This window comes from Rhodopirellula bahusiensis (assembly GCF_002727185.1).
Lineage (GTDB): Bacteria > Planctomycetota > Planctomycetia > Pirellulales > Pirellulaceae > Rhodopirellula > Rhodopirellula bahusiensis.
The window spans coordinates 13127-25536 of sequence record NZ_NIZW01000023.1 but is presented as its reverse complement, the minus strand read 5'-3'; the positions used below and the strand labels follow the sequence as shown (position 1 = coordinate 25536).

The window sequence follows — 12410 nt, the reverse complement described above, 5'->3', positions numbered from 1 at the left end:
AGCCCATGGTCACCGGATGGTGGGTGGCGACATCCGACCATCCGGCACGCTGATCCTCAACCACATCCCGACTATGAAACCGCGAGTTTGCTACGCCAAAACTTCGCGAATCAGATGGCCTTCGACGTTCGTCAAGCGTCGCTCGATGCCGTTGTGTTCGAAAGTCAAACGCTCGTGGTCGAGCCCCAACAGGTGCAGAATCGTGGCGTTCAAATCATAGAGCGGGTGAATGTCCTCGACCGCTTTCTGACCTAGTTCGTCCGTCATCCCGTGACTGACACCTGGCTTCACCCCGGCCCCCGTCATCCAACACGTGAATCCATCCGGGTTGTGATCACGACCTTTGGCACCTTTTTGAAAGAACGGCATCCGTCCGAACTCGGTGCACCATACGATCAGCGTGTCGTCCAAGAGCCCACGGGCTTTCATGTCTTTGATCATCGCCGCGGTGGGCTGGTCCAAAATCTCAGCGTGTGTGTCGTACTGTTCCTTCAACTTGCCGTGCCCGTCCCAGTTCAGAGCCCCACCGCTGGCGTAGGCTCCATTGAACAACTGGACAAATCGCACGCCGCTTTCAATCAAGCGTCGAGCCAGAATGCAGTTTTTCGCGTAAGCGGCACGGTTTGGATTGGACTCGTCATCCGCCCCATAACTCTTCAGCACATGTGCGGGTTCGGAGCTCAAGTCCGTGATCTCGGGGACACTCAACTGCATCCGCGCGGCCAACTCATAGCTCGCGATTCGAGCCGCCAGTTTGCTGTCACCGGGATGTTGATCCAGATGGCGTTCATTCATTCGTTGGAGCAACGATCGGCTCGCTTCGTCCGCCGCGTCGGAGATACCTGGGGCCTGGAGGTGCCGGATCGGTGATTTGGAACTGACGGTTGTCCCTTGAAACGCAGCGGGCAGAAAGCCAGGTCCCCAGTTATTGGAACCGTTCTGCGGCACACCTCGCGGATCCGGAATTGCCACATAAGCGGGCAGGTTCTGGTTCTCCGTTCCCAATGCATAGCTGGTCCATGCACCCAGGCTCGGGAAACCATCCAGTTGGCTGCCCGTCGACAAAAAGTTTTCGGCTGGTCCGTGGGTGTTGGTGATGCTGGTTAGCGAATGAATGAACGCGATGTCATCCGTCAACTCCGCCAGGTGCGGAATCATGTCACTGACCCATTTTCCAGTTTGTCCGCGTTGGCGAAATTTGTATTGCGGACGTGCCAAGTCGCCCGCCGGTCCTTGAAAGGTGACCGCGGGGCCTCCTTCCAATGGGCGTCCGTCAAGTTCGATCAGTTTGGGTTTGTATTCCCATGTTTCCAACTGGCTGACACCGCCCGCGCAGAAGATCACAAGAACATTCTTGGCCTTTGCAGGGAGGTGACTGGTCCGCGTCGCGAAAGGACGGGCTGGATCGATCTGTGGCTGATCAGCCAAAAGGCAATCTTTCGACAGCAAGTCCAACAGTGCGATGGATCCCAAACCTGTCGCCGCGTTTCCAAGGAACCCGCGACGATTCAAGAAGTGCCGACCGCTCGTGGAAAGGTTGGGAGTGGACATCGAGGAAAGGCTTTTGAGAAAGGGCAGGATGAACGACGAGGGATGGAAGTGTCGAACTTCAAGGAACGAACAAGAACTCGTTGCAGTTGAACAAGGCTCGACAGAACGTCTCGAGCCCGAATTCTTCCACGACGCTGACCGCGTCCGTCAATTCTTCACTGGTTGGCTCGCGGTTCAGTCCCAACCAGTAGGCTTGCTCAACCTGTTCGTCAACATCGTACCCAGCCCGCTCGTGCAGGGCATCGGCGAACGCCTTTGCTTGTTCGATGACGAAGGGACTGTTGAACAAGTTGAGAGCCTGGATCGGCGTTGTGGATTCGATCCGACGCGCCGCACTCTGTCCTCCGTCGGGGCAGTCAAACGCACCGAACACCGCGTCGCGTTCCCGCCGTACTTTGTGTGCATAGATCATTCGCCTCAGGCCGTCATCTTTGAATGATTCCACCGGAACAAACCCAGACAAACCACCTCGCTTGTTGAACTGACTGAAACCACGTCCACCCATCTTCAAGTTCAGCCGACCATTGACAGCCAAAATCGAATCGCGAATTGCCTCGCCGTCCAAGCGTCGCGATGGGTAACGCCAAAACAACCGCACGTCCGCGTCTCGCGCCGCGAATGTTTCGTTCTGCTGCGTGGACTGACGATAGGTCGATGACAAAACGATCACGCGGTGCAAGTGTTTGATCGACCACTCACCTCGAATCAACTCCAATGCCAACCAATCCAACAGTTCGGGATGCGTCGGTAGAGAACCATTGCGGCCAAAGTCATTGGGGGTGTCGACGAAACCTACACCAAAGTGCCATTGCCAGATGCGATTCGCCATCACCCGGGCCGTCAGTGGGTTGTCAGGATTCGCGATCCAATTGGCCAAGGCTTGTCGGCGTTCTTGTTCAGGCGTGTCGATGGAAAGCTGGACATTGCCCAGTGATCGCAGCACGGCGGGAACCACCTGTTCCTTGGGCTGCTCGGGATCACCTCGATTCAAAAGATGGATGTCATCGGGTTCGCGAAAAACTCCAGCGAACACCTTCGGCCCATTTTGGCTTTGTCGGATCTTCCGTTCGAGTTTAAGTTTCTCATCCTGGAGCGGACTCGCCACACGCATCTCATCCGGCGTCAGTCCAGCGAGTCGGAATTCAGTTGAAGGCTCGGTGTCCGCGTCCCATGCATCGCGATCCGTGGAGTCAGCGAGTCTTCGCCAGCCTTGGTCCGTTGCTGCTTCGATGATGTATTCGATCGGTAAGCGATCATCAAACTTTCCGTTTCGATCGCGGCCCCAAATGACCCGTTCGATTTTCTGCTCGGTCGCGAATTCCAGTTCCACCCAACCCTTCCCGTCTTCGTTGGACATCCAAGAACTCGAGTTGCCGTAGCGGCCGTCATTGATGAAACTCGGATCGTGCCGATTCGCGACGAGGCTGTCGCCGGATGTTTTCACTGTGGTTCCCACGCTCGCCAAAGCGACATTCTGGCCCTCTACGTTGAAGACTTCCAACTCATCGAGGCATGGTTCCAACCGATTGGTCGCCAAGACAGTGAAACGTAGCCGCTTCGCACGCACTGGTGCAATGCGATCAGTGTTGACGGTCGCTTGAACCGTTTTGCGTGGCGGCGGGAGGTGCGTTAGTGTCGTGAGGTGGTCCTTCGAGACACCCGCTTCCAAGGTGTAGGAGGTCGCAAGACGATCCGTGAACTCTTGTTCGCGATCGCGGCTCCAAACCACTTTTCCGATCCGCATTGCTTCGGGCAATTCAAACATCACCCAACCGGTGCCCTTGGTGTTGGACATCCAACTGCGAGCGTTCCCGTACTCACCATCGTTGATGTGCTCTAGTTTGTGCTTGCCTGATTCCGAGCTGCCCGAAGCTGTGACTTGAGTTCCCAGCGAAGCCAATGCGACGTTTCGCGGTTCCGCTTCGTCGGTGAAGATTTCAAACTCATCGATGCAAGGAGCAATCAACCCAAGCTTGGGATGCAGATTGGAATGGTGGATGGTGAACCGAACAAACTTAGCCTGCAACGGTTCAAACGATTCGGTGTTTTCCTTAGCATTTGTGCTGCGTACCGGAGCATCCTCGCTCAGCCTCGGTCTAGCGAGCGGAACGAACCGAGAGAGTGTGCCATCGATCTCAGCAACGCGTTTCCTCCAATTCTTCGCCTGCAGTTTGCGTGCTTCGGATTCGGGCGTCTTCAATTCGCGATCCTTGTACTCGACTCCCGCCACAAACGCTTGCATGCTGTAGTAATCCTTCGCCGAGATCGGATCAAACTTGTGGTCGTGACACCGGGCGCATCCGACGCTCAAACCGAGGAACGTTTGCGACACGTTGTTGACAATTTCATCCAGCGAATCCTGGCGGGCCAACCGTTTGGAAGGCTCGTCGGCGCCGATTTGTCCGGGCAACAAAACTGAGGCGGTGACCAGGAAACCGGTTGCCCGATCTCGCCCCATCGCATCGCCCACAATTTGTTCTTTGATGAATCGATCGTATGGCGTGTCTCGGTTCATTGATTCAATGACGTAGTCACGATACGGCCAAGCATTGGGGCGTTCCGTGTTGACCTCAAAGCCGTGCGTGTCTGCGTAGCGAACGACATCCAGCCAGTGCTGGGCCCAGCGTTCACCGTACCGAGGGGAATTCAGAAGTCGCTCAACAACCTCGCTGTACGCTTCTTCGCCGAATTCGACACGTCTTAGAAAGTCATCGACCTCATGCGGAGTCGGTGGCAATCCCGTCAAATCAAATGTCACCCGGCGTAACCAGATCACCGGATCGGCCGGCGGCGAAGGTGTCATTCCTTCTTGTTCCAACCGCGAAAGCACAAAACGATCGACTGGACCGCGGGGCCAGCCTTCATTCGAGACTTGCGGGATGTTGGGCGTCACAACTGGTTTGAACGACCAGTGATCCATCCGGTCTTCCAAGACCGCCAAATCAACTCCTTCCGGCCAATCGGCTCCCTGCTTGATCCAGCTTGTCAGTGTCTGAATCTCCGCCGACGACAATGGGGCGCCCTCCGGTGGCATTCGCGAATCTTCGTCGTCGCTCGTCACCAGCTCAATCAACGGGCTTTCATCGGGCTGGCCTTCGATCACCAACGGCCCCCATCCATCGCCGCCCTTGAACGCTTCGGACTTGATGTCCACTCGCAAACCGCTCTGCTGCTTTTCCTCGCCGTGACAAGAGTAGCAATGCTGTTGCAAAATCGGCCGCACGTCGCGAACGAAATCCACTTCGTCAGCTGATAACAGACGAGGAGTCACACTTCCGATCGCGAGAACGAGAAGAGGCAGGACGAACAGGCGTGAGAGGCGGGGCATGGAATTCCTACAGGACACTCATCGCGGGGACGACAACCGGCGTGGTGTTTCTCAAACTCCAATCAATTCGTCACGTAAGCAGAATCGGAGGTGAAACAAGTGCGGTCTGGTTGGGGAGGGTCGTTGGGTGGGACCGTCAAGTGTAGCTGATCTTCTATGTCGCAGTTGCTCCTCCATGGAGTCCCCGCTAGACCGAACGGGCACTTCGGTTCGACCTTGGCGTGATAGCGGCGTCTCCTTCTCTTCGGTTGGAAGTTGCTTTACCCGAGGTTCATATTTTTGCTGTCGGAAAGCAGCAAACGCAGATCGAACGCTTGCAATCGCACCGTCAAACTTTACTTTCGCGGCATGGGTCGCAATCTGAATCTGGCAGCGATCTATCCAGTCGAGATGATTCCGTATTGTGATCGCCTTGCGAAGATCATTGGTGACTACCCGAGCATCAAACGATGCGGTTCGATCTGGGCTTGGTCCCGCGTCCAACCTCTGCGTCGACCACGATGCATTACGACTTGGATGTGCCTGCCGGCGCCCCTCGTCATTCTGTTGATGATGCTCATTCCAATTGATTGGGCGTAGCAGGTCTCTTAATGAACAGTTCGGCCTGCGGAGTCCTTGCGGACTGCCGCGGTGGCTTGTGTGATCAGGCGATCCGACGCGACGCAGGTCATCTTGGACGTCCGATGCAAACCTCTCTACTGCGATTCTTCTCCGCGGCAGCAGTAGCCATGCTGTTGCTGGATCGAACGAGCGTCGCGAACGAAGTCGACTTTGCCAGCGGATTCGTTCACGGGTTGTCAGTTCATGGCGGAACGAGTGACAATCACGCAAAACCATAGCAAGGCAGGGCGTGTTTGGATCCGGCACCACTGCTTTCCTGTTCAGTCCACGTTCAACAAGCAAGGTTCTCGCGGTGGCCTCGAAATCCAAGAAGAAAAAGAAGGGCCAGCGAGGCTTGAAGGCTTCCAACGGCCCCACCCGAGTCATCGACGTGCGACAAGCGATGACGCAACATCTGCATGACGCCGCGTTCATCAGATTGGACCAACTTCTCGGTTCGGAAGCGGGAGCGACTCATCTGGCACTTGCCGCCGACGTGTTCACGCTTGGATCCAAAGCGGCCGAATCGTTTGTCTTCGTTCCCAAAGATCCAGATGCACTGTTGGCCAGGATCGACTCAATCCTTGAACGTCTGAAGATCAACGATTCGTTCACAACCGGCGAATCGGATCGCGTCGATGCCATTCACGAATCAGCCAAACGTTTGCGGAACATCTTCGGTGGGGAAGCGATTGCGGATCCCGATCTGCTAAGCGTGATGGCGGATCAAGCGATCGCCAAGCCCGAACTCAGAGAACGGTTGCCAAACGAACTGGCCGAAGAAACACGGCTTGTCGTGGAAGCTCTCGAACACGTCGAGGCGGGCCGGGATGAAGAAGCGTTGTCCGTCCTCAAACCGATCGGATTCCGCTCGGTGATGGCGCCCTGGCGTCTCCTCATTCGCGGCATGGTTCACTTCTACGGGGACCGAAGGGACGAAGCGTTGGAAGCGTGGAAACGGTTGCCCGCGGACCGTTTGCCCCATGCCATGGCTCGTGCGATTCTAGGAACCGTGAATGTTGCGTTGCCGGGTCAGGCCAAGGTCGACAAACGAAATTTGGCAGGTCTGACAAAGAACAAGCAGCCCGATTTGCGGGACGTCCGAAACGACTTGCAAGAATTGTTCGAGGTAGCACTGTTCCACGAAATCTTTCAGAAGATCAAAACTTGGGAGAAAGAAGGGTGGATCTCACCGGCCACTCGCAATGCTCTGCACGACGCCATCTACACCCAATTGTTGATCGTGAGCACTCCCGATCAGGCCGGTGCGATCTACGCCAAACTTCGCCCACCGGCTTGGGACCCCAAGCTGGCATTGCCCAAGGCAATCGGACAGTTCTTTTCCAGCGATCCGGCCGACCCTCATACTGATGCCCAGATTGACCGGTTCGTCGAGTCGACTCAAAGCAATCCGAACCTATCGGATTCCGATCGGACCGCGATCAAAGCCGTGGTGAACGCCAACATCGCATTCTTCCTCGGCATGTTGGTGAAACGCTTCCATGATGAAGTTCTGCCTGATGCCGAGGGGGACTCGAATTCCCTGAAAACCATCCAAGTCATTGGACGACGATATCTGGAGCGATTGTTGAATGCCGTCCAAGCGTGCCCGCAATGGGACGCGCCGCTTGAGCACGCCCCCTTTGCGGGCATCGATCCCATTCTGCTTCCCCAAGAATTGATCTGCGAGATACACGAAACCCGTTTGAAAGCTCGGGGGGACGATCTCGGAGTCCTCTTTTCCGCCGCCGAATCCTATATCCAAACCGACCTGCAACGCACTCGTCCCCTGGTGCAGCAGTTGATTCAGATCGCACCGCGTGACCAGCGCACGATCCGTCTCGCATGGAATCTGAGCACACTGTCCTTCATCGCCGCGATCCAAAATGGGAACACGGATGAAGCTGAACAGCACCTCGAGTTGCTCAGCTCAAACGTGCCTTCCGATCAGCCGGACGGTTTGCTGGAACTGTACCGTGCCATCTGCCAGTTGGCGCAAGACCCCGACACCGATGTGGAAACTTGTCTCGTTAAAAACGATGAGTTGAAGGTGCCTCGCTTTGCATCGTTGCTTCTGTTGGAGGCGATCTCCGCCAGGTGTGGGTTGCCTGCCAAAACCCGCAAAAGACTTCGCGACGCGCGCAAGCCGCTTTCGAAATCACCATCGTTGCAAGCAGTTTCGTCCGCCTGTGACAGGGTGGGTCGTATGTTGGTGAACGAAAAGCTTGACTTCCCTGGCCGTGCAGGCATGAAGAAGGAGCTGATCACCGTAACCAAACGAGCGTTGACCCAATCGAAAATCGATGCCTACGACATCGAAACGGCGAACACCATCGGCGTCTTTGTCGTTCTCGCCCAAGATGACGTTCTGTGCCGACGATTTTTGCAAGCCACCCGTCACCACATCGATTGGCACATCGTCAGCTTGGTCCGAGCGTTAGGAGTCGATTTGGAGCTCGCTTCGTCCATCCTTTCCGATGTGGTGTACGCGGATCCCGATGCCTCCAACAGCCTGCCCGCTGAACTGCGTCCAATTGCCCTGCGACTCTATGAAGCCAGCGAGGAGCATTACAACGAAGGCATGTACTCGGATGACGACGACATGGACTTCGAATTTCTAGACGTTGACGACATCCCGGATGACGTTATGAATTCGATCCCGCCCGAGATGCTGTTGGCGTATATGCAGGACCCGGAGGCGATGGAAGCGCAGATGAAACAGATGATGCCGGGCAAACTTGCTGACGCTTTGCTCGAGGTGCTCGCGCGGCGTGTGCGAGGTTGATTCCACTCCAACGCTTCCTACCGTCTTCTCGACCTCTCTCGCTTAAAAATCAATTCACTGTTTGACAGACAAGAACATCGTCATGAGCCCCTCGAATCAAGATCCCTTCGAAGTCCTTGGCCTGGACGCGAAGGCAACGACCGCTGAGATTCGCGCCCGGTACTTGGAACTGGTGCGTCAACATCCACCCGAACGTGACGCCGATCGGTTTGCTGAAATTCACGATGCGTACACAGCCGTTGGAGATCCAATTCGAGTTTGGTCCAGCCGACTGTTCGCCCCTGAACTCCCCCATTTCAGTGACGTAATTGACCAGTTTCAATTTCAACCTCAACGCTTGCCCACCGATGCGTTGCTTCGTTGTGCTCAACGACTCCATCAATCCAGCCGTGGACCAGCGAAGTGAACATTCCCGAAGAAGACGACTGGCCCCAAACGCGAGCGGCAATCAAAGACAGGTTGCTCGAATGGATTGACACCGCAGGCGAAACCGACCACGGGCGACAACAACTGGCCAGGATGCTGGCGGAACTGGACCATCAAGAGAATTCCGATGAGCCTGCCCCGCCACACGCTGCCCTTCCGAATGCACCCGCCGCAGCCTCGCTTCATGGCCTGGGGCAAATCACTCGCGACCTGACCGCACTGCGGCATGAACTGAAGCTCAACACGAAACAAAACCGGTCACTTTCCGATACGCTCGCCAGTGACGCGGAACGAATCGTTGCTGCCAGCGACGCGTTGCTGGAACAACTCCGCGAAAACTCGACTCGGACAACAGCCGGCCAATCGCCCACGGGGCAACAAGTGTCACCCGCAGATGCGTCGATGTCGGAAACGACTCGTTCAGCGATCACCGCCATCGTAGAAGTCGACGAAGCGCTCTCGCGGCTCACACAAGCTTTCGAAGCCGCGGTGCGAGATTGCCCGGAGCCGCCCACCACGGCGGCCACCGGATGGTTTGGTCGTCGCAAACTCGAACAGCACGAACAACTCTGGCAAACCGCTTGGCAATCCAGAAATCAATCCCTCAACGGGCTGGCGGAAGGCCTGAGATTGACCACGCAACGAATGAGTCAACAATTGGCATCACTGAATATCCAACGTGTGGGAGCCGCCGGGGACGCCTTTGATCCGCAAACGATGCAGGTGTTGGAAGTCCAACCCTCTTCGGAACATCCCGTTGGCACTGTTCTGCGGGTTCTGCGAACCGGGTATCAACAAGCAACATGGTTGATTCGTCCCGCACAAGTCGTCACGGCCCAGGCCGTCACCACAAATTCTTGAACCGAACTCTTCCAATCGATGCGTTCCACGCGTCACCCTTCAACGACTGACCATCCATTCAAGGAAACAGAATGCAACCGACGATCGGGATCGATTTAGGGACGACCAACAGCGTGGTCGCTGTCGTTGAAAACGGCACTCCCCGAGTGATCAAGAACCCGGAAACGGGTGAGGCTGTCCTTCCCAGTGTCGTTGGGCTGGATCCGTCCGGCAATATGTTGGTTGGTCAACCTGCACTCAATCAAGCCGCCTTGTTCCCTGAATCGACGATTCGCAGCGTCAAGCGAAAGATGGGTGAGCATGTCCAACTCACTCTCGGTGAAAAACAACTTTCGCCGCCTGAAGTTTCCGCCGTGATCCTGGGACGCCTTCGTCAGTGGGCGGAACAAGACCTCGGATGCGAAGTCAACCGCGCCGTGATCACCGTGCCCGCCTACTTCGATGATGGCCAACGGGAAGCCACCCGCCACGCCGGCGAACTGGCGGGTTTGGAAGTGTTGAGGATTGTGAACGAACCGACCGCTGCCGCCTTGGTTTACGATTCGCAAAGTCACGATCCGCACAAGGTGCTCGTTTATGACTTGGGCGGTGGCACGTTTGATGTTTCGATCGTTGCCATCGAATCCGGCGTCGTCGAAGTCCTGGCCACGTTTGGCGACACGCACCTCGGCGGGGACGACTTTGACGCTCTCCTGTGCAACCAATTGGTGAACGCAACGGGGGATTTGCAGGAATCCGTACTTGCTGATGTCGGTGCGATGGCACGTTTGTCCTTGTCAGCCGAAGCGGCCAAGCGACGCCTGAGCTTCGACACATTCACCGAGGTCGCGGAAGAGTTCTTGCTGCCCGGGAATCCCTCCAGCCACCTGGAAACGACGCTGGAACGGAATGACTACGAACAGTCCATCGAGCCACTTTTGGATCGAACGATCTCGTGTGTCGATTCCGCTCTCAAAGATGCTGGTTTGCATGCCGGACAACTCGACAAAGTGATCCTCGTTGGCGGCAGCACCCGGACACCTCTGGTCGAACAACTATTGACTCAGAAACTGGGGCACCGACCATCGGCAGAAATTGATCCCGATCTTTGCGTGGCTTTGGGCGCGGCCGTGCAGGGTGCTCTGTTGTCGGGACAAGACGTCGACCGAGTCTTGATCGAAATCACGCCTCACACGCTTGGGGTTCGCTGTGCCGAGACTCGCGATCCGCTGGGGCCCGCGAATGCTTTCGCGCCCATCATTCCCCGCGGTAGCGCTCTTCCCTGTAAACGATCGCAAACCTTCTACACCATGGTCCCAGGTCAGACAGAGGTTTCGACGGAGGTCTTCCAAGGAGAAGCCGCGGTCGTGACCGAAAACATCTTTGTTGGGGAAGTCGAACTGGCCGACCTGGATCCCGACTCGCCCGCTGACAGTCCCATCTCGGTGACATTCACGATGAATCTGAACGGGATGCTGGAGGTCCGCGCTGTCGACCGACGAACGGGCAAAGAGGCTTCCGCTGAGATCAAGCGTTTGAACGAATCATCGAAACAGGCGGGATCACAAACCGAGTTCGGTTCGGTTTCGGCGGACGAGATCTCAGAGATGCTCGGACGCGTCCCTGCAGGCCAACCGTCTCAAATAGACGAGGCCCAGTCGTCTCAAACCGACGAGGCACTGGAAGCTGAATCCAAACCCAGCAACACTCTGACGCGGCGACTCGATGAATTGATGCCATCGATCCACGCGACCCGCCAGAACGCTGACGAACAAGATGCAGAGGAGATCGATGACTTGGTGGATCAGTTGAAAGTCGCCGCTATCAGCAACAATTCCGAAGCGTTTGCCGAAAAAGTCGAAGCGCTCGAAGACCTCCTTTTCTATCTCAACGATGCCTGATCTCAGCGACACCGCCGCCGGCGAACTCCCAACAAGCCCAACCCCGTTGTCATTGACCTGCCCCGTTTGCCGTGCCAAACAGGTTGTCTCGGACCAATGTCGACGCTGCCGAGCCGACTTGTCGTCCATCAACACACTGCGGCGCAGCGAGGCGGTCGCGTCCCTGGCTGCGCTAGCGAATTTGGTGGCAGGCAATCCATCGGACGCCAAGCAATCATTGCGAACCGTCGAGATGCTGGCTCCGCAAAACGCGAAAGCCCTGCAACACCTGCTCGCGACGCAGTCGGCTGATTGAAATCCAATGCGTGCGAGCGATTCAAATGAAGTCAGCCTCACGCGTTTGCGGCCGATGCATCCATCTCATTTCGACGAGGATGCAAACCTTCCCAGAGGTGATTCCACGACTCGCATGCGTTTCATCGCCACGCCTTCCTCGAGCAGTCGTTGCTCTTGCAGCGAAGGGTTCACTGGCGGCAATCGCCCATCGTTGTAGACCACACGCCACCAGGGCAACGCATCGAACGATGCACCGAGCAATTGCCCCACCGCTCGGTGCCGACGTGGGTAGCCGGCTCGCGCGGCGACGTCACCATAGCTGACCACTTCGCCCGGACGCAGGTTCTCGATCGTGCGAACAAACGCGGCTCGCATCGGATCGGATTCCGATTCTCTGGCGGTCCAATCGGAAGATTTTTGGGGCTTCGAAGTCATGGGCTCAGAATTCCACTCGGTTTTCGTTTCGCGGCCGCGAACCTGATTTCAGTTGCATGCGTCTTGACTACCGACGATCATGTCGTCAACGGGTTGCGATTCCGCGTCGCAACGAAACTTCCGCACGTTCGCTTGTCTGTTCTGGTTGGCACCTGGGCAAGTGGCGTCGAACCAAATTTTCAAAGGAGGTGATCAAGTGGATTATTGCTGTACTAGCCAACGGGGTGGAAACCCTTGACGAAAGTCGGCGGGCTGACGCCAGGGTCAG

At 56.5% G+C, this 12410-nt stretch carries 8 protein-coding genes; 5 read left to right on the top strand and 3 right to left on the bottom strand.

Translation table 11 applies throughout. The annotated features are described in order from the left end of the window. Positions 1-90: 90 nt before the first annotated feature. Both CEE69_RS24300 and CEE69_RS33345 read right to left on the bottom strand, forming a co-directional pair. Positions 91-1551, bottom strand: coding sequence for a DUF1501 domain-containing protein (locus CEE69_RS24300; RefSeq protein WP_099263204.1), 1461 nt, complete (start codon positions 1549-1551; stop codon positions 91-93). 58 nt (positions 1552-1609) lie between these two features. Continuing rightward, entirely contained in the window at positions 1610-4879 is a 3270-nt protein-coding gene (locus CEE69_RS33345) for a PSD1 and planctomycete cytochrome C domain-containing protein (RefSeq protein WP_099263203.1), read from the bottom strand. Positions 4880-5792: 913 nt separating this feature from the next. Here CEE69_RS33345 and CEE69_RS24280 point away from each other — a divergent pair. The 5 genes from CEE69_RS24280 to CEE69_RS24260 all read left to right on the top strand — a co-directional run bounded on the left by CEE69_RS24280 (position 5793) and on the right by CEE69_RS24260 (position 11726). Continuing rightward, positions 5793-8264 (top strand): hypothetical protein, encoded by a 2472-nt coding sequence (locus CEE69_RS24280; protein ID WP_099263254.1) that lies wholly within the window; start codon positions 5793-5795, stop codon positions 8262-8264. Between the two features lie 82 nt (positions 8265-8346). Further along, the gene (locus CEE69_RS24275) at positions 8347-8670 is read left to right on the top strand and encodes a J domain-containing protein (protein WP_233215586.1); all 324 of its coding nucleotides are present in this window, start codon (positions 8347-8349) and stop codon (positions 8668-8670) included. Further along, positions 8667-9551 carry a nucleotide exchange factor GrpE gene (locus CEE69_RS24270; RefSeq protein ID WP_099263200.1) on the top strand — a complete coding sequence of 295 codons (885 nt, stop codon included), beginning with the start codon at positions 8667-8669 and terminating at the stop codon, positions 9549-9551. The genes CEE69_RS24275 and CEE69_RS24270 overlap by 4 nt, the downstream gene beginning before the upstream one ends. 71 nt (positions 9552-9622) lie before the next feature. Beyond that, a complete protein-coding gene (locus CEE69_RS24265) occupies positions 9623-11431 on the top strand; it encodes an Hsp70 family protein (RefSeq protein WP_099263199.1) in 1809 nt (602 codons plus the stop codon). Then, positions 11424-11726, top strand: a complete 303-nt coding sequence (locus CEE69_RS24260) for a hypothetical protein (RefSeq protein ID WP_099263198.1) — start codon at positions 11424-11426, stop codon at positions 11724-11726. Before CEE69_RS24265 ends, CEE69_RS24260 begins: the two co-directional genes overlap by 8 nt. A 65-nt stretch (positions 11727-11791) precedes the next feature. Here the strand turns inward: CEE69_RS24260 and CEE69_RS24255 are convergent, their stop codons facing one another. Further along, the gene (locus CEE69_RS24255; protein ID WP_099263197.1) at positions 11792-12142 is read right to left on the bottom strand and encodes an MGMT family protein; all 351 of its coding nucleotides are present in this window, start codon (positions 12140-12142) and stop codon (positions 11792-11794) included. Positions 12143-12410 lie beyond the last annotated feature (268 nt).

Coding starts and splice junctions, on each gene's coding strand:
- CEE69_RS33345 (WP_099263203.1), bottom strand. CDS start 4,879: ATGCCCCGCCTCTCACGCCTGTTCGTCCTGCCTCTTCTCGTTCTCGCG.
- CEE69_RS24255 (WP_099263197.1), bottom strand. CDS start 12,142: ATGACTTCGAAGCCCCAAAAATCTTCCGATTGGACCGCCAGAGAATCG.
- CEE69_RS24300 (WP_099263204.1), bottom strand. CDS start 1,551: ATGTCCACTCCCAACCTTTCCACGAGCGGTCGGCACTTCTTGAATCGT.
- CEE69_RS24275 (WP_233215586.1), top strand. CDS start 8,347: ATGAGCCCCTCGAATCAAGATCCCTTCGAAGTCCTTGGCCTGGACGCG.
- CEE69_RS24265 (WP_099263199.1), top strand. CDS start 9,623: ATGCAACCGACGATCGGGATCGATTTAGGGACGACCAACAGCGTGGTC.
- CEE69_RS24260 (WP_099263198.1), top strand. CDS start 11,424: ATGCCTGATCTCAGCGACACCGCCGCCGGCGAACTCCCAACAAGCCCA.